This window comes from Roseateles subflavus, assembly GCF_030285365.1.
Taxonomy (GTDB): Bacteria; Pseudomonadota; Gammaproteobacteria; order Burkholderiales; family Burkholderiaceae_C; genus Roseateles_B; species Roseateles_B subflavus.
Genome location: NZ_JASVDS010000003.1, coordinates 358,360 through 374,801, shown reverse-complemented (window position 1 = coordinate 374,801; position 16,442 = coordinate 358,360). Strand labels below are relative to the sequence as shown.

Here is a 16,442-nt window from a genome sequence, read left to right as displayed (position 1 = left end):
AGCCCCCCGGGCTGATGACAAGCCGCCCATTGTGTTGCGGCGCCCGCAGGCGTCAATGCTGGCGCACCCCACTCGCCCCTGCCAAACCGTGCTTCATCGCACGCCGCATCGAGCCCCCCCGGCGCACTGACGCCCAGCCGACAGCGCGCCGGCGCCGGGGCCGCTAGACTGCGCCGCCATGCCCGCCGCTCCGCACGCCGCCTCCCGCCGCACCACCCATCTGCTGTACCTGCACGGCTTCCGCTCGTCGCCACGCTCGGCCAAGGCCCAGCGCATGGCGCGATGGGTGGGCGAACAGCGCCCGGACCTCGTCTTCCTGGCGCCACAGCTGCCCCCTTCGCCCGCCGAGGCCATCGCCCTGATCCGCACGCTGATCGCCGACTGGCCGCGCGAGTCCCTCGCGGTGATGGGCAGCTCGCTGGGCGGCTTCTATGCGACCTGGGTGCAGCAGCACACGGGTGGCCGCGCCGTGCTGCTGAACCCCGCCGTGGACCCGGCCCGCGACCTCGCCCGCTACATCGGCGAGCACAGCTGCTGGCAGGACCCGCAGGAGCGCTTCTTCTTCCGGCCCGAGTTCGTCGACGAACTGCGGGCCCTTCACCAGGCCCTGCCCCCGGGCGCCATCGCGCGGCCGGAGCGCCTGCTGGCCGTGATCGCCAAGGGCGACGAGGTGCTGGACTGGCACGAGATGCACGCCCGCTACGAGGGCAGCCGCATCAAGCTGCTCGACGGCAGCGACCACGGCCTCTCGGATTTCGACGACTACCTCTCTGAACTGACGGAGTTTCTGCAGCTATGAACCCCGCACGCCGCCTCGAAGGCCAGGTTTCCATCATCACGGGCGCCGCCCAGGGCATCGGCCTGGCCACCGCCCTCAAGTTCGCGCAGGAAGGCGCCATCGTCGTCGTGTGCGACCTGCGCCAGGAGGCCGTCGATGCCGCCGTGGCGCAGTGCCGGGCCGCCGGCGCCGAGGCCCTGGGCTTCGCCTTCTCCGTGACGGACCGCGCGCAGGTGGACGCCATGGCCGCCGCCGTGAAGGCGCGCTTCGGTCGCATCGACGTACTGGTCAACAACGCCGGCATCACGCAGGACGCCCGCCTGCAGAAGATGAGCCTCGAGCAGTTCGACGCCGTCATCGACGTCAACCTGCGCGGCGTCTTCCACTGCGCGCAGGCCGTGGTCGACACCATGGTGGCGCAGGGCCGCGGGGTGATCCTCAACGCCTCCTCGGTCGTGGGCATCTACGGCAACTTCGGCCAGACCAACTACGCCGCCGCCAAGTTCGGCGTGATCGGCTTCACCAAGACCTGGAGCCGGGAGCTCGGCCCCAAGGGCGTGCGCGTGAATGCCGTGGCGCCAGGCTTCATCGAGACGCCCATCCTCGCCACCATCCCCGACAAGGTCCTTGGCCAGATGCAGGAGGAAGTGCCGCTGCGCCGTCTGGGCAGCCCGGCCGAGGTGGCCAATGTCTATGCCTTCCTGGCCAGCGACGAGGCCAGCTACGTCAACGGCGCCGTGCTGGAAGTTTCCGGCGGGCTGACGGTCTGAGGCGGCATGGCTGACGGCCAGGGCGGCCCGCAGATCCTCGTCAGCGCCTGCCTGCTGGGGGCGCCGGTGCGCTACGACGGCCGGGCACAGGACCTCCGCGCCCCCCTGCTGGACCGCTGGCAGGCGGCTGGCCTGGTCGTGCCGCTGTGCCCCGAGCTGGCCGGCGGCCTGCCGGTGCCTCGCCCGCCCGCGGAGATCGAGGCCGGTGCGCAGGGCTGGCAGGTCTGGCTGGGCCAGGCCCGCCTGCGCGACGCCGAGGGCGGCGATCCGACGGCGGCCTTCCGCGCCGGCGCCGAGGCCGCCCTGGCCCTGGTGCGGCGCCACGGTCTGCAGATCGCGGTGCTGAAGGAAGGCAGCCCCTCCTGCGGCAGCCAGCGCATCGCCTCCGGCCATTTCGACGGCACCAAGCGGGCCGGCGAGGGCCTGACCGCCGCCTTGCTGCGCCATCACGGCGTCCAGGTGTTCAGTGAGCACGGGCTGGAGGCGGCGGAAGCCGCGCGCCTGGCATTGGCCCGTCGCTGAGGGTCTGCGCGGCCGGGCCTGCCCGGTGTGCAAGGGCCGCACAGCCGTCGAGGGGCCGTGGGCGGGCATGGCGTGGCCTCGCTAGACTCGCGGGTCCGCTCCACACCCTGCGCCCCATGCCCGACCGCGACCCGCTCCCTCCTTCCAGCCGCCGGCTGCACTGGCTCGTGGCCGCCCTGATGCTCGGGCTGGCCGGCGTGGGCCTCTACATGAGCCGCACCGAGACCTGGGCGCTCTACCCCTGGCACAAGTCGCTGGGCGTGCTCGCCCTGCTGGTCATCGCGGTCCGCGCGGTCCAGCGTCTGCGCCTGGGTCTGCCGGCGCCGGTGCAGCCCACCTCGCCGGCCCTGCAGCGCGCGGCGCGCTGGGCGCATGGCGTCCTGCTCGGCCTGACCCTGCTGATGCCCCTGAGCGGCATGCTGTTCTCCGGCGCCAGCGGCCACGGCTTCGGCGTCTTCGGCCTGCCTCTGGTGCCGCACCAGGACGACCCGTCCAGGCCGGGCGAGGTCCTGCCGTACCACGCCGGCCTGGCCGAGCTGGGCCAGCAGGCGCACCACTGGGGCGGCTACCTGCTGCTGGCCCTGGTGACCGTCCACGTGCTGGCCGCGCTGAAGCACCATGTCGTGGACCGCGATCGCACCCTGCTGCGCATGCTGGGCCGCAAGGCGCCTTGAGTGCCGCGGCACCGGGCTGGTGTCACCATTCCTGGCCAAGCCGCTGCACCTGCAACAAGCGTAAGACTTTGCTGTCGGCGCCCCGGGCCCCGGCCCGCCCTGCCCCGGCGGGGCGCGGAAGCAGCGGGCGCCGGGGCAAATTCCGTGCAGGCGGCCCCACCCTGGCCGGCCCGGCTTGAGGCTGCCGTACTTCGGCGACAATGCGCACCCTATGTTTGCCCTGTTCGATGACGCCGGAAAATTCCTCGCCGGCCGTGTGATGTCCGAAGCGGAAAGCTCGATGCAAATCGAGCTGGACTCGGGCAAGCGCGTCAAAGTGAAGGCGGCCAATGTGCTGCTGAAATTCGACAAGCCCTCCCCGGCGGAGCTGATGGCCCAGGGCCAGGCGCTGGCGCAGGAGATCGACCTCGACCTCGCCTGGGAGTTCGCCACCGACGGGGAGTTCGGCTTTGCCGACCTGGCGCGCGACTACTTCGACGCCAAGGCCGGCGTCGAGCAGCAGGCCGCCGCGCTCTTCCGCCTGTACGAGGCGCCGCACTATTTCCGCCGCATGGGCAAGGGCCTGTTCAAGAAGGCGCCCGAGGAGCAGGTCAAGGCCGCGCTGCTGGGCATCGAGCGCAAGCGCCAGCAGGCGCTGCAGATCGAGGCCTGGACGGGCGAGCTGATCGCAGGCGAGTGCCCGGCCGGCATCCGCGAGCAGATCTACAAGATCCTCTTCAAGCCCGACAAGAACGGTCCCGAGTACAAGGCCGTGGTCGAGGCCGCCAGGCGCTCGCAGCAGGCCCCGCTGGAGCTGCTCAAGGGCGCCGGCGCGATCAGCAGCCCCTACCAGTTCCACTGGAAGCGCTTCCTGTTCGAGAACTTCCCCAAGGGCACGGGCTTCCCCGCGCTCACGGCGCCGCAGATCACCGACGAGCTGCCCGTGGCCCCGGTGCAGGCCTTCTCGATCGACGACTCCGCCACCACGGAAATCGACGACGCCCTCTCCGTGCAGGGCCTGGGCACCGGCACCATCGTCTTCGGCGTGCACATCGCGGCGCCGGGCCTGGCCATCCAGCCGGACTCGCCCGTGGACAAGGTCGCCCGCGAGCGCCTCTCGACCGTCTACATGCCCGGCTGGAAGCTGACCATGCTGCCGGACGAGGTGGTCCAGCACTACACGCTGGCCGAGGGACGCGAATGCCCGGCCGTGTCGCTGTACGTGACGATGGACGAGGCCACGCTCGAGATCCGCAGCCGCGAGACGAAGCTCGAGCGCGTGCCCATCGCCGCCAACCTGCGCCATGACAAGCTGGACAGCACCGTCACCGAGGCCTCGCTGACCGGCGAGGCGCCGGCCGACTACGCCTTCGGCACCGAGCTGCGCTTCTGCTTCCGCCTCGCGAAGCACCTGAAGGCCCAGCGCGAGATCGTGCGCGGCAAGCCCGAGACCTTCAACCGCCCCGACTACACCTTCCGCCTGGACAGCAACGGCGAGCGCGAACCCGAGGGCCACGAGACCGTCAGCATCGGCACCCGCCAGCGCGGCGCCCCGCTGGACCTGATCGTGGCCGAGGCCATGATCCTCGCCAACAGCAGCTGGGGCGGCTGGCTGAACGAGCTGGGCCTGCCCGGCATCTACCGCAGCCAGGCCAGCCTGGCGCCGGGCGTCAAGGTGCGCATGGGCACGAAGGCGCTGCCGCACGCCGGCATGGGCGTGGCGCAGTACACCTGGGCCACCTCGCCGCTGCGCCGCTACACCGACCTGGTCAACCAGTGGCAGATCATCGCCTGCGCCCGCCACGGCCGCACGGCCGCCCTGGTGGCGCCGTTCAAGCCCAAGGACGCCCAGCTCTTCTCGATCATCTCGGGCTTCGACGCCGCCTACTCGGCCTACAACGGCTTCCAGTCGGGCATCGAGCGCTACTGGACGCTGCGCTACCTGCAGCAGAACGCCATCCACGAGCTCACGGCTTCCGTCATGAAGGACGGCCTGGTGCGTGCGGACGCCCTGCCCCTCGTCTTCAAGGCCCTGGGCTGCGAAGGCCTGGCGCGCGGCAGCCACGTGCGGGTGCGCATCACCGGCATCGACGAGATGACGCTGGACGTCCATGCGTCGCTGATCGAGCGACTGGACGAGGCGCAGGCCCCGGACGACGAACCCGCCTCGGACGAGGATGAGGACGCCGCCGGCAGCGGGCCGCTCACGCTGGCTATCGACCTGAACGACGCGGAAGGCGCCACGGACGCGCCCCCCGCGGCCCCGGCCGCCTGAGCGACCTCGCCGCACGACCGCCATGCAGCCGCGCAAGATCCAGCCGCTCCACCTCGCCCTGATCGTCTCGCTGGGCCTGCACCTGATGCTGCTGGCGCTGCGGATCGCCGATCCCGAACGATTCCAGCGCCTGTTCCAGGACACGCCGCTGGAGGTGGTGCTGGTCAACGCGCGCAGCAAGGACGCCCCCGCCGAGGCCAAGGCCCTGGCGCAGGCGAACCTGGCGGGCGGCGGCGAGTCGGCCCGGCAGAAGCGCGCCACCTCGCCGCTGGCGCCGTCGCCCCGCATGGAGCTGGGCGACAGCACCGAGACGCAGCGCAACCAGATCGCCAAGCTCCAGGAAGTGCAGCAGCAGCTGCTGGCCCAGGTGCGCCGCGAGCTGGCGCTGCTCCCGCCCCCGGACCCCAAGCGCGAGCGCAGCTCGCCCGAGGCCCGCGAGCAGGCCGAGAAGCGCCGCCAGCTGGTGCAGCTGCTGGCCGAGATCGAGAAGCGCGTCAACGACGAGAACGCCCGCCCCCGCAAGCGCTACGTGAGCCCCGCCACGCGCGAGGTCGTCTACGCCCAGTACTACGACACCCTGCGTCGCCGCATCGAGGAGCGCGGCACCCGCGACTTCCCCACCTACCGCGGCCGCAAGCTCTACGGCGAGCTGATCATGAACATCCACGTGGACTTCAAGGGCCGGCTCGTGGACACCGAGATCATCCAGAGCTCGGGCAACAACCAGCTCGACAAGCGCGCCATCGCCATCGTGCGCGCCTGCCAGCCCTTCGGCGACTTCAACACCGAGATGCGCCGCGGCGCCGAGGTGCTGGTCATCACCACGCGCTTCAAGTTCACCCGCGAGGATGGGCTCGAGGCCACCGTGACGGAGCAGCTGTGATGCCGGACCGCTACGCCGTCGCCGGCAACCCCGTGGCCCACAGCCAGTCCCCGACCATCCATGCACAGTTCGCGGCGCAGACGGGCCAGGACCTGGTCTACGAGCGCCTGCTGTGCCCGCTCGACGCCTTCCTGCCCACGGTGCAGGCCTTCGCCGCCGCGGGCGCCAAGGGCTGCAACGTGACGGTGCCCTTCAAGTTCGAGGCCTTCGCGGCCGCCCGGCGTCGCAGCCCGCGCGCCGAGCTCGCCGGGGCCGTCAACACCCTGCGCTTCGACGAGCACGGCTGGTGGGGCGACAACACTGACGGCCTCGGCCTCGTGCGGGACATCCAGTCCAACGCCGGCCAGCCCCTGCTCGGCCTGCGCGTGCTGCTGCTCGGCGCTGGCGGCGCCTCCGCCGGCGTGATGGGCAGCCTGATCGCGGCCCGCCCGGCCGAGCTGACGCTGGCCAACCGCAGCCTCGACAAGGCCGTCGCCCTGGTTGGCAGCCATGCGCGCTGGGCCCAGGAGCACGGCGTGCGCCTGCAGGCCAGCACGCTCCACGACCTGCCCGAGGCACGCTTCGACGTGCTGGTCAACGGCACCAGCGCCAGCCTCGCGGGCGCCGGCGTGCCCGTGCGGGGCCCGGTGCTGCGCCCCGGCGGCCTGGGTGTCGACATGATGTACGGCCCGGCCGCCCAGGGCTTCCTCGACTGGGTGCAGGCGCAGGGCGCCCGCCCGCGGGACGGCCTCGGGATGCTGGTCGAGCAGGCGGCCGAGGCCTTCCAGCTCTGGCGCGGCGTGCGCCCGGACACCGTCCCGGTGCTGGCCGGCCTGCGCCAGCATCTGCAGCACAAGGACTGAACCGTGCTGCGCCAGCTGCCCCTGCGCCTGCTCGCCCTGCTCGCCCTCGGGCTGGTGGCCCTGCAGCTGTACTTCCTGGCGCGCATCGCGCTGATGAACGTGCTGGACCCGCAGTCGACCAGCTTCCAGCGCTCCGAGATCTGGCGCCTCGCAACCGAGAAGCACGAGGTGGCCTGGAGCCAGGACTGGGTGCCGGACGCGCGGCTGTCGGCCGCCCTCAAGCGGGCCGTGATCGCCAGCGAGGACGCCGGCTTCTCCGAACACGGCGGCGTGGAATGGGACGCCCTCGAGAAGGCCTGGGAGAAGAACCAGCGCGAGCAGGCCAAGGCCGACAAGCGCGCCAAGGCCGCCTCGCGGGCCCCCGCGCGGGACAGCGACCGCCCCACGACGCCCAAGCCCCAGGCCAAGATCGTCGGGGGCTCGACCATCACCCAGCAGCTGGCCAAGAATCTGTTCCTCAGCGGCGAGCGCCACCTGCTGCGCAAGGGCCAGGAGTTCGTGCTGACCTTCATGCTGGAGGCGCTCCTGTCCAAGCAGCGCATCCTGGAGATCTACCTGAACCACGTCGAGTGGGGGGAAGGCGTCTTCGGCGCCCAGGCCGCGGCCCGGCACTACTTCCGCGTCGACGCCGCCCAGCTCGCGCCCTGGCAGGCGGCGCGTCTCGCCGTGATGCTGCCGGCGCCCAAGCGCTTCGAGAAGCGCCCCGGCTCGGCCTATGTGGTCGGCCGCGCGTCGACCATCGAGGCCCGCATGGGCGCCGTCGCGCTGCCCTGATCCCGATCCACCGCCTCCCGACACCGCCCGCCATGGCTTCCGACCACCCGCTCACCGCCGAGATCGCCGCCACCGCCGCCCGTCTGGTCGTGGAGGAAGGCCTCGAGTACGGCGCCGCCAAGCGCCGGGCCCACAAGCAGCTGGGTCTGCCCCGCAACGCGCCGCTCCCCAGCAACGAGGAGCTGGAAGACGAGGTGCGGGACTACCTCGCCCTCTTCTGCGCCGACACCCAGCCCGGCGAGCTGCGCGCCCTGCGCGAGCAGGCCGCCGTCTGGATGGAACGGCTGGCAGAGTTCCGCCCCCACCTGTGCGGCGCCGTCTGGCGCGGCACGGCCACGCGCCTGTCCAACATCCACCTGCAGCTCTACTGCGACGACAGCAAGTCCGCCGAGATCGCGCTGATCAATGCGGGGGTGGACTACGAAGTGGGCGAGACCCAGGGCCCTCGCGGCCCGGTGGACCTGCTGACCGTCGCCGACCGCTGCCGGCCTCTCAATGAATGGGTGACCATCGCGCTGAGCATCCTCGACAAGGACGACTTGCGCGGCGCGCTCAAGCCCGACAGCCGCGGCCGCACCGAGCGCGGGGACCTCGCGGCCCTGCGCCGGCTGCTGGACGAGACCCCGCCCGACACCCGCGAAGGAGCTGCCCCATGAACCGCCGCCACGCCCTTTTCGGCACCGTCGGCCTGGCCGCCGCCGGCTTCGGCGCCTGGCTGGCCCGGCGCGGCCAGCCGGTCGAGGCCCCCCTGCCCGCGCTGCCCCCTCGCCCGGCTTCCGCGGCCGACGCCTTCTGGATGGCCCGCTTCGAGCGCGTGGACGGGAGCGAGCTCGCCGCCCGCGAGCTGCGAGGCCAGCCGTTGCTGCTGAATTTCTGGGCCACCTGGTGCGCCCCCTGCGTGCGCGAGCTGCCCGAGATCCAGCAGTTCCTGGCGGCCCAGCCGGGCTGGCAAGGCCTGGCCTTGGCCATCGACCGCAAGGAGGCCGTGCAGGACTTCCTCACCAAGCTGCCGCTGCAGATGCCGCTGGCGCTGGGCGGCGTTCAGGGCCTGGAGCTGGGCCGCCAGCTCGGAAACACGCAGGGCGGTCTGCCCTTCAGCGTCGTCTTCGATGCCCGCGGCCAGGTCTTCTGGCGCCGCCTGGGCGCCCTCCAGGCGGGCGAGCTCGAGGCCGTCGCCCACGCCCTGGCCACCGGGCAGCCGGCCCCCGAGGCAGGGAAAACCGGGGCCTGATCCGGCGGCCGCCGGCCTCAGAATCGCGCTCTCGCCGGGCTGAACGCTCGTCAAGACCCGAATCCCGGGCTTTCTTGGGCAAGCTCAAGAAACGTGGAAGGTCAAGCCATTTATTTTTGGCTACCTGCCGGGATCTGGGTCTAAAAAAGCTAAAGTTCAGCCTTTCGCGCTTCTAGTGTCTACGCTCTAAACCGCCGCGGCACGTCGCTGATGCAGATTCTTGTGATTCATGGCCCCAACCTCAACCTCCTTGGTACCAGGGAGCCCGGGGTGTATGGCGCAACGACTTTGGCGCAGATCGATGCAGATCTGCAGCAATTCGCTGCCAATGCAGGAGCCACGCTCGAAAGCTTCCAGAGCAACCACGAAGGTGCCCTGGTCGATCGCATCCAGGCGGCTGGCCGTGACGGCACACGCTTCATCATCATCAATCCGGCGGCCTATACGCACACCAGCGTGGCCATCCGGGATGCCCTGGCGGCGGTGGCCCTGCCCTTTGTCGAGGTCCACCTGTCCAATATCCACAAGCGCGAGACCTTCCGCCACCACAGCTATGTGTCGGAACTCGCGGTGGGCGTGATCTGCGGCCTGGGTCCCCTGGGTTACCGCTACGCCCTGATGCACGCCCTGGACCACGTCCGGGCTGCCGGCGGCTGAAGCAAGGGCGCGGTCGCCCCGGCGACCGCGGCATTGGCAAGCACTACAAAATCTTTCCGTTGGAGAAGCCTCATGGATCTGCGCAAGCTCAAGACCCTGATCGACCTCGTGTCCGAGTCGAACATTTCTGAACTTGAAATCACCGAAGCCGATGGCAAGGTGCGCATCGTCAAGTCCGACGGCACGGTGGCCGTGCCCCTGGCCCAGGCCATGCCGATGATGGCCGCACCGGTCGCCGCCGCGCCGGTGGCTGCCGCGGCCCCCGCCGCCGCCGCCGCGCCCGCCGCCGCCCCCGTCGAGACCGGCCATGTGGTGAAGTCGCCCATGGTGGGCACCTTCTACCGTGCCTCCGGCCCCAATGCCAAGGCCTTCGTCGAGGTGGGGCAGCAGGTCAAGGAAGGCCAGGCCATCTGCATCATCGAAGCCATGAAGATCATGAACGAGATCGATGCCGACAAGTCCGGCACCGTGACCAAGATCCTGGTGGAGAACGGCCAGCCGGTGGAATTCGGCCAGCCGCTGTTCATCATCGAGTGAACACGTCCCACCCCCTACCGGCGGCGACGGCCCCCTCGAGGGGGCGCGGTCGGTGGTCCGGCAAAGCCGGCTCCGCGACCGCCGCCGGATGGGCCTCTGGCCGCATTGCGCCCCGCGCGCTGAGCAACTGCCATGTTTAAGAAAATTCTCATTGCCAACCGTGGCGAGATCGCCCTTCGCATCCAGCGCGCCTGCCGCGAGCTGGGCGTGAAGTCCGTGGTCGTGTATTCCGAGGCCGACCGCGACGCCAAGTACGTCAAGCTGGCGGACGAGGCCGTGTGCATCGGCCCGGCCGCCTCCGCCCAGAGCTACCTGAGCATGCCGGCCATCATCGCCACCGCCGAGGTGACCGATGCCGAGGCCATCCACCCGGGCTACGGCTTCCTGTCGGAGAACGCTGACTTCGCTGAGCGCGTGGAGCGCAGCGGCTTCACCTTCATCGGCCCGACCCCGGACAACATCCGCACGATGGGCGACAAGGTCTCCGCCAAGCAGGCCATGCGTGCTGCGGGCGTGCCCTGCGTGCCCGGCTCGGAAGGCGCCCTGCCCGACGATCCCAAGGAGATCATCCGCATCGCCCGCGCCGTGGGCTATCCGGTCATCATCAAGGCCGCCGGCGGCGGCGGTGGCCGCGGCATGCGCGTGGTGCACACCGAAGCCGCACTGGTGAATGCCGTGCAGATGACCAAGGCGGAAGCCGGGGCTGCATTCGGCAATCCCGAGGTCTACATGGAGAAGTTCCTGGAGAACCCGCGCCACGTGGAGATCCAGGTGCTGGCCGACGGCCACAAGAACGCCGTCTGGCTCGGCGAGCGCGACTGCTCGATGCAGCGCCGCCACCAGAAGATCATCGAGGAAGCGCCGGCGCCCGGCATTCCCCGCCGCACGATCGAGAAGATCGGCGACCGCTGCGCCACCGCCTGCAAGAAGATGGGCTACCGGGGTGCCGGCACCTTCGAGTTCCTCTTCGAGAACGGCGAGTTCTACTTCATCGAGATGAACACCCGCGTGCAGGTGGAGCACCCGGTGACGGAGATGGTGACGGGCGTGGACATCGTCGCGATGCAGATCCGCATCGCCGCCGGCGAGAAGCTGCCCTTCACCCAGCGCAACATCGAGATGCGCGGCCACGCCATCGAGTGCCGCATCAACGCCGAGGACCCGGTGAAATTCGTGCCCTCGCCCGGCCGCATCACCATGTGGCACCCGCCCGGCGGCCCCGGCGTGCGCGTGGACTCCCACGCCTACACGAACTACTTCGTGCCGCCCAACTACGACTCCATGATCGGCAAGATCATCGTGCACGGCGACACCCGCGAGCAGGCCCTGGCCCGCATGCGCATCGCCCTGTCGGAGACGGTGGTGGAAGGCATCCAGACCAACATCCCGCTGCACCGCGAGCTGATGGCCGACGCGAAGTTCATCGAAGGCGGCACGTCGATCCACTATCTCGAAGGCTGGATGAATCAGCACAAGCGCTGACCGCCGGCAGCGTCAGCAGGCGACTCCGGGCCGGCCACGGCCTATGATTCGCGGCTGACGCATCCGCACCCGCCACAGCCCTGGCGCGGCCATGCCGCCCGGGGCTTGCGCTTTTTGGCGCGCACTAGAAGGTTTCCCCATGAGCAACACCCCCAGCACCCCTGACCTGCACGAGCTCGTGCTCATCTGCCGCGAGGACGACGTCGAGACCGTCAGCGATGCGCTGATGGAGGTCGAGTCGCTGGCCGTGTCCGTCGAAGATGCCGATGCCGACACCGACGCCGAGAAGGCCCTGTTCGGCGAGCCCGGCATGCCCGCACCCAAGCCGGGCTGGGAGCGCTCGGTCGTGAAGGCCCTGTTCGCCAGCGAGGCCGAGGCCACCGAGGCCGCCACGCTGCTGCTGGCCCAGGATTGGGCGCGGGACGTGCATGTGCAGACCATCCAGGCCGTGCAGGAGCAGGACTGGGTGCGCCTGACGCAGTCGCAGTTCGCGCCGGTCGAGATCACGCCCGAGTTCTGGATCGTGCCCTCCTGGCACGAGGCGCCCGCGCAGGCGACGCGCATCATGCGCCTCGACCCCGGCCTGGCCTTCGGCACCGGCACCCACCCGACGACGCGCATGTGCCTGCGCTGGATCGCCCGGCACGGCGCCGAGGCCGCCGGCTGGGATCGCGTGCTGGACTATGGCTGCGGCTCCGGCATCCTGGCCATCGGCGCCGCGCTGCATGGCGCGCAGCACATCGATGCCGTGGACATCGACCCGGCCGCCATCATCTCCTCCCAGGCCAATGCCGAGGCCAACCGCGTGACGCTGAACGCCGCGCTGCCCGATGCCGCGTCGGGCGAGTACCCGCTGGTGCTGGCCAACATCCTCGCCACGCCGCTGAAGCTGCTGGCCCCGCTGCTGTGCGCCCATGTGCGCGCGGGCGGCCATCTCGTGCTGGCAGGCATCCTCGAGCGCCAGGCCCAGGAGCTGAAGGACGCCTACGCGCCCTGGCTGGCCCTGGACGTGAGCGACAGCGAGGACGGCTGGATCCTGATGACGGCGCGCCGCGGCGCCTGAGCGTCGCGGCCTCCCGGCGCGCCAGGCAAGGCCTGACCCCGGCCGCGCAGCAGGCCCCGGCCGCATCGGCAGGATCGATGTTTCTAGGGGTGAGCGCGCTCGGCGGCGACAGGCCTTCATGGCATGATCTGCCCCCATGAGTCTTGCTACCCGCTGCACCGCCTGCGGCACCATCTTCCGCGTGGTGCAGGACCAGTTGCGCGTGTCCGAGGGCTGGGTGCGCTGCGGCCGCTGCGCCGAGGTCTTCGATGCCCGTGAACAGCTCTTCGACCTGGACCGGGAGGCGCCGCCGCCCTGGCCCGCCCCGAGCCCGGAGAGCGAGTTCGAGCCCTCGCACAGCGAGCCCGCTTTCGTGCGCGAGCAGCCCGCCCCGAGCCCCGTCGCCCCGGCGGTGATGCCCCCGGCACCGGCGGCACACCAGGCCGTGCGACGCCCGATCGACGTCGCCGCCGAGCGCCGCGCCGCGCCGCCGCCGGCCATGCCGCCCGCGTACCCGCCCAGCCCGGCGCCGGCCTATGAGCCCGTGCAGCCGGCGACCGCCTTCACGCCGACGCCCGATGCGTTCGAGCCCCCGGACGAACCCGACCTGCACGCCTCGCGGTCGGGCGCGCATGATCGCCCGGGCGAGCGTCGCGAACCCTTCTGGGAGCCGCCCCCCGCCCCCGCCCTGACGGCCCCCCCGGTGGATGTCCGTGCCGACATGCCGGAGCCCAAGGGGATGCGCTTCGAGCCCGAGCCGGCTCCGCCGGCGGTCGCACCGCCCCCGCCCGCGGCGGCCCCGACCGCGCCGGATCTGGGCCCCGACGTCGTGCTGTCTCCGAGCCTGCAGTCAGCGCAGGCCGCCCTGCCCGAGCCGGCCGCACAGGCGCCCGACGGCAAGCCCGCGCGCAAGCCCGGCTTCCTGCGCCGCGCCGAGGGCGAGGCCCGCTGGCAGCGGCCTGGCGTGCGCCTGGCGCTTGGCCTGGGCTGCGTGCTGCTCCTGTGCGGAGCGGCTGCGCAACTGACCTGGCATTACCGCGACGCCCTCTCCACACAGTCCCCGACAGCCCGCGAATGGCTGACGGCGGCCTGCGCCCGCCTCGCTTGCGAGCTGCATCCCTGGCAGCGCCTGGACGCATTCAGCGTCGAGAGCAGCGGCCTGTCGGAGGCCGCCAGCGGCAACCACTACAAGTTCAGTCTCAGCCTGCGCAACAAGAGCCCGTGGGAGCTGGCGACGCCCTGGGTGGAGTTGAGCCTCAACGACGGCAACGGCAAGGTGCTGATGAAGCGCGCCCTGCGCCCCGAGGACTTCGCGAATGCGCAGCCCAGCACCGCCGCCAACAGCGAGCAGGCGCTGCAGCTGGTGTTCAGCACAGGGCGCCAGCGGGTCAACGGCTACACCGTCGAGATCTTCTACCCCTGAGCGTCGGGCCCTGAGGGGCCGCACGCGCGCCTTGCCTCGTGCTCGCTCGGCGGGCCGGTGATCGGTCGGCCGCAGCCCAGTCGCCTCCGGCGTGCAGGCATAAAAAAACCCGGCCGAGGCCGGGTTTTCAGCTTGGGCGGGGGATCCCCCGAGAGGGATCACGCCGGCCAGGCTCAGGGCTTGTTGCCAGTCGGGAAGGGCCAGGCCGCTTGCGGGCTCAGGGCCGTCTTGGCAGCCGGGGCAGCGGCAGGCTTGGCAGCAGCGGGCGCCGCAGCAGGCTTCTTCGCAGCAGGCTTGGCAGCCGGCTTGGCAGCGGGCTTCGCGGCGGGCTTGGCAGCGGCCTTGGGAGCAGCCTTGATGGGCGGCTTCTTGGTCGAAGCAGCCTTGGCGGCCGGCTTGGCAGCAGGCTTGGCGGCGGGCTTGGCAGCGGCCTTCGGTGCAGCCTTGATGGGCGGCTTCTTGGTCGAAGCAGCCTTGGCAGCGGGCTTCGCAGCCTTGGCAGCAGGCTTGGCGGCCTTCGGTGCAGCCTTGATCGGCGGCTTCTTGGTCGAAGCGGCCTTCTTGGCGGGCGCAGCAGCCTTCTTGGCCGGAGCGGCCTTCTTTGCCGGAGCAGCAGCCTTCTTGGCCGGAGCGGCCTTCTTCGCCGGAGCAGCAGCCTTCTTGGCCGGAGCGGCCTTCTTCGCCGGAGCAGCAGCCTTCTTGGCCGGAGCGGCCTTCTTCGCCGGAGCAGCAGCCTTCTTGGCCGGAGCGGCCTTCTTTGCCGGAGCAGCAGCCTTCTTGGCCGGAGCGGCCTTCTTTGCCGGAGCAGCGGCCTTCTTGGCCGGGGCGGCGGCCTTCTTGGCGGGAGCGGCCTTCTTGGCCGGTGCCTTCTTTGCAGTTGCCATGGTTTTCTCCTTGATCAAGTGAAAAAAGCACTGCCTGCGGCGGACCGGTCCACCTCAGCGCAGCTATCCACCGCCCGAGAGTCGCTTTGGAGCAGCGCCACGGTACGGTGAATGGGGTCGCGATGCACCGCCGCGCTTTTTCGCGTCTGACGGTTCAATGGCATCGCTTGTCTTGATCTCATTGACGAGCACTCAAAGGGACACAGGCCGCTGACCAGGCAGCCCGCTCAATCCCAGGACAGGGCGCCACCGGACTGGTATTCGATGACGCGGGTTTCGAAGAAGTTGCGTTCCTTCTTCAGGTCGATCATTTCGCTCATCCAGGGGAAGGGGTTCTCTTCGTTCGGGAAGAGCTCCTCCAGGCCGATCTGGGTGGCACGGCGGTTGGCGATGTAGCGCAGGTAGCCCTTGAACATCGCGGCATTGAGGCCCAGCACGCCACGCGGCATGGTGTCCTCGGCGTAGCGGTACTCGAGCTCCACGGCCTTCTGGAACAGGGCCTTGATCTCGGCCTTGAACTCGGCCGTCCACAGCTGCGGGTTCTCGAGCTTGATCTGGTTGATCAGGTCGATGCCGAAGTTGCAGTGCATGGACTCGTCGCGCAGGATGTACTGGTACTGCTCGGCGGCCCCGGTCATCTTGTTCTGGCGGCCCATGGCGAGGATCTGCGTGAAGCCCACGTAGAAGAACAGGCCTTCCATCAGGCACGCGAAGACGATCAGCGACTTCAGCAGGGTCTGGTCCGCGGCCAGCGTGCCCGTCTTGAAGTTCGGGTCCATGATCGCGTCGATGAAGGGGATCAGGAACTCGTCCTTGTCACGGATGGAGGCCACCTCGTGATAGGCGTTGAAGATCTCGCTCTCATCGAGGCCCAGGGACTCGACGATGTACTGGTAGGCGTGCGTGTGGATCGCTTCCTCGAAGGCCTGGCGCAGCAGGAACTGGCGGCACTCGGGCGCGGTGATGTGGCGGTAGGTGCCCAGCACGATGTTGTTCGCGGCCAGCGAGTCGGCGGTCACGAAGAAGCCGAGGTTGCGCTTGATGATGCGACGCTCGTCCTCGGTCAGGCCGTTCGGGTCCTTCCACAGGGCGATGTCGCGGGACATGTTCACTTCCTGCGGCATCCAGTGGTTGGCGCAGGTGGCGAGGTACTTGTCCCAGGCCCACTTGTACTTGAACGGCACCAGCTGATTGACGTCCGTCTGGCCGTTGATGATGCGCTTGTCGGCGATGTTGACGCGGCGCTCGGCGGCGGAAGAGGAAGCCGGCGGCGTCGATGCCGCCGCGGCTGCTTGCAGGCCGCTGTGCGGGGTGGCGCTCAGGCCATGATTCGTGGCGCTATTCAAGGCGCTGATCGCGGGCTTACGGTCTTCTTCCCAAACCAACATGGTGGACTTCCTATCTTGCGGATTATCGGAGTGTTGTGTCTAAAACACCAAGGACTTCTTGACAGCGACACAAATGCGCTGTTGCTGGACCGCATCGCTAACGTCGTAAATGTGCGTGGCAAAAACGGCCCGGAACAGGCGCAAGTCAGGCTGAGGCAATCGACGCGCCCTGCGCTGTCGTCAGCGACAGGAAGCAGGGTCGGGCGTGTGGCCTAAGCATTCATGGATGCCCGCCAGTCGCGGGCAGCGATGAACACTCGCTCAGAGGCGCGGGCGGCAGCGAGCTCGTGAATGGCTTGCT

The 16,442-nt window shown here is 70.1% G+C and carries 17 protein-coding genes; 15 read left to right on the top strand and 2 right to left on the bottom strand.

The window, feature by feature from the left end:
* Positions 1-178: 178 nt before the first annotated feature.
* From QRD43_RS12680 to QRD43_RS12610, 15 genes are all read left to right on the top strand, one after another.
* Complete coding sequence (locus QRD43_RS12680; protein ID WP_285982836.1) at positions 179-799, top strand: YqiA/YcfP family alpha/beta fold hydrolase; 621 nt, start codon at positions 179-181, stop codon at positions 797-799.
* Positions 796-1,548 carry a 3-oxoacyl-ACP reductase FabG gene (gene fabG, locus QRD43_RS12675; RefSeq protein ID WP_285982835.1) on the top strand — a complete coding sequence of 251 codons (753 nt, stop codon included), beginning with the start codon at positions 796-798 and terminating at the stop codon, positions 1,546-1,548. The genes QRD43_RS12680 and fabG overlap by 4 nt, the downstream gene beginning before the upstream one ends.
* 6 nt (positions 1,549-1,554) lie before the next feature.
* Positions 1,555-2,070 (top strand): 2-thiouracil desulfurase family protein, encoded by a 516-nt coding sequence (locus tag QRD43_RS12670; RefSeq protein WP_285982834.1) that lies wholly within the window; start codon positions 1,555-1,557, stop codon positions 2,068-2,070.
* Positions 2,071-2,186: 116 nt separating this feature from the next.
* Positions 2,187-2,744 carry a cytochrome b gene (locus QRD43_RS12665; protein ID WP_285982833.1) on the top strand — a complete coding sequence of 186 codons (558 nt, stop codon included), beginning with the start codon at positions 2,187-2,189 and terminating at the stop codon, positions 2,742-2,744.
* Positions 2,745-2,955: 211 nt separating this feature from the next.
* On the top strand, positions 2,956-4,998 hold the full coding sequence (locus QRD43_RS12660; protein WP_285982832.1) for a ribonuclease catalytic domain-containing protein: 2,043 nt from the start codon (positions 2,956-2,958) through the stop codon (positions 4,996-4,998).
* 22 nt (positions 4,999-5,020) lie between these two features.
* Positions 5,021-5,881: an energy transducer TonB gene (locus QRD43_RS12655; protein WP_285982831.1), complete on the top strand. Its 861-nt coding sequence runs from the start codon at positions 5,021-5,023 to the stop codon at positions 5,879-5,881.
* On the top strand, positions 5,881-6,723 hold the full coding sequence (aroE, locus tag QRD43_RS12650) for a shikimate dehydrogenase (protein ID WP_285982830.1): 843 nt from the start codon (positions 5,881-5,883) through the stop codon (positions 6,721-6,723). The genes QRD43_RS12655 and aroE overlap by 1 nt, the downstream gene beginning before the upstream one ends.
* Positions 6,724-6,729: 6 nt before the next feature.
* Positions 6,730-7,497 carry a transglycosylase domain-containing protein gene (locus tag QRD43_RS12645; protein ID WP_434063884.1) on the top strand — a complete coding sequence of 256 codons (768 nt, stop codon included), beginning with the start codon at positions 6,730-6,732 and terminating at the stop codon, positions 7,495-7,497.
* Between the two features lie 32 nt (positions 7,498-7,529).
* Positions 7,530-8,153, top strand: coding sequence for a hypothetical protein (locus QRD43_RS12640; RefSeq protein ID WP_285982828.1), 624 nt, complete (start codon positions 7,530-7,532; stop codon positions 8,151-8,153).
* Positions 8,150-8,728, top strand: coding sequence for a TlpA family protein disulfide reductase (locus tag QRD43_RS12635; RefSeq protein WP_285982827.1), 579 nt, complete (start codon positions 8,150-8,152; stop codon positions 8,726-8,728). Before QRD43_RS12640 ends, QRD43_RS12635 begins: the two co-directional genes overlap by 4 nt.
* Before the next feature lie 210 nt (positions 8,729-8,938).
* The gene (gene aroQ / locus QRD43_RS12630) at positions 8,939-9,385 is read left to right on the top strand and encodes a type II 3-dehydroquinate dehydratase (protein ID WP_434063872.1); all 447 of its coding nucleotides are present in this window, start codon (positions 8,939-8,941) and stop codon (positions 9,383-9,385) included.
* 72 nt (positions 9,386-9,457) lie between these two features.
* Positions 9,458-9,922 carry an acetyl-CoA carboxylase biotin carboxyl carrier protein gene (accB, locus tag QRD43_RS12625; protein ID WP_285982826.1) on the top strand — a complete coding sequence of 155 codons (465 nt, stop codon included), beginning with the start codon at positions 9,458-9,460 and terminating at the stop codon, positions 9,920-9,922.
* Positions 9,923-10,054: 132 nt separating this feature from the next.
* The gene (gene accC / locus QRD43_RS12620; protein ID WP_285982825.1) at positions 10,055-11,404 is read left to right on the top strand and encodes an acetyl-CoA carboxylase biotin carboxylase subunit; all 1,350 of its coding nucleotides are present in this window, start codon (positions 10,055-10,057) and stop codon (positions 11,402-11,404) included.
* 166 nt (positions 11,405-11,570) lie between these two features.
* Entirely contained in the window at positions 11,571-12,467 is an 897-nt protein-coding gene (gene prmA, locus QRD43_RS12615) for a 50S ribosomal protein L11 methyltransferase (protein WP_285983182.1), read from the top strand.
* Between the two features lie 136 nt (positions 12,468-12,603).
* Entirely contained in the window at positions 12,604-13,869 is a 1,266-nt protein-coding gene (locus QRD43_RS12610) for a zinc-ribbon and DUF3426 domain-containing protein (protein ID WP_285982824.1), read from the top strand.
* Between the two features lie 173 nt (positions 13,870-14,042).
* On the opposite strand, the gene QRD43_RS12605 is transcribed toward QRD43_RS12610, so the two are convergent.
* Positions 14,043-14,753, bottom strand: coding sequence for a histone H1 (locus QRD43_RS12605; RefSeq protein WP_285982823.1), 711 nt, complete (start codon positions 14,751-14,753; stop codon positions 14,043-14,045).
* Positions 14,754-14,980: 227 nt separating this feature from the next.
* The gene (locus QRD43_RS12600; protein WP_285982822.1) at positions 14,981-16,141 is read right to left on the bottom strand and encodes a ribonucleotide-diphosphate reductase subunit beta; all 1,161 of its coding nucleotides are present in this window, start codon (positions 16,139-16,141) and stop codon (positions 14,981-14,983) included.
* Between the last annotated feature and the right edge of the window lie 301 nt (positions 16,142-16,442).

Coding starts and splice junctions, on each gene's coding strand:
- QRD43_RS12680 (WP_285982836.1), top strand. CDS start 179: ATGCCCGCCGCTCCGCACGCCGCCTCCCGCCGCACCACCCATCTGCTG.
- fabG (WP_285982835.1), top strand. CDS start 796: ATGAACCCCGCACGCCGCCTCGAAGGCCAGGTTTCCATCATCACGGGC.
- QRD43_RS12670 (WP_285982834.1), top strand. CDS start 1,555: ATGGCTGACGGCCAGGGCGGCCCGCAGATCCTCGTCAGCGCCTGCCTG.
- QRD43_RS12665 (WP_285982833.1), top strand. CDS start 2,187: ATGCCCGACCGCGACCCGCTCCCTCCTTCCAGCCGCCGGCTGCACTGG.
- QRD43_RS12660 (WP_285982832.1), top strand. CDS start 2,956: ATGTTTGCCCTGTTCGATGACGCCGGAAAATTCCTCGCCGGCCGTGTG.
- QRD43_RS12655 (WP_285982831.1), top strand. CDS start 5,021: ATGCAGCCGCGCAAGATCCAGCCGCTCCACCTCGCCCTGATCGTCTCG.
- aroE (WP_285982830.1), top strand. CDS start 5,881: ATGCCGGACCGCTACGCCGTCGCCGGCAACCCCGTGGCCCACAGCCAG.
- QRD43_RS12640 (WP_285982828.1), top strand. CDS start 7,530: ATGGCTTCCGACCACCCGCTCACCGCCGAGATCGCCGCCACCGCCGCC.
- QRD43_RS12635 (WP_285982827.1), top strand. CDS start 8,150: ATGAACCGCCGCCACGCCCTTTTCGGCACCGTCGGCCTGGCCGCCGCC.
- aroQ (WP_434063872.1), top strand. CDS start 8,939: ATGCAGATTCTTGTGATTCATGGCCCCAACCTCAACCTCCTTGGTACC.
- accB (WP_285982826.1), top strand. CDS start 9,458: ATGGATCTGCGCAAGCTCAAGACCCTGATCGACCTCGTGTCCGAGTCG.
- accC (WP_285982825.1), top strand. CDS start 10,055: ATGTTTAAGAAAATTCTCATTGCCAACCGTGGCGAGATCGCCCTTCGC.
- QRD43_RS12610 (WP_285982824.1), top strand. CDS start 12,604: ATGAGTCTTGCTACCCGCTGCACCGCCTGCGGCACCATCTTCCGCGTG.
- QRD43_RS12605 (WP_285982823.1), bottom strand. CDS start 14,753: ATGGCAACTGCAAAGAAGGCACCGGCCAAGAAGGCCGCTCCCGCCAAG.
- QRD43_RS12600 (WP_285982822.1), bottom strand. CDS start 16,141: ATGTTGGTTTGGGAAGAAGACCGTAAGCCCGCGATCAGCGCCTTGAAT.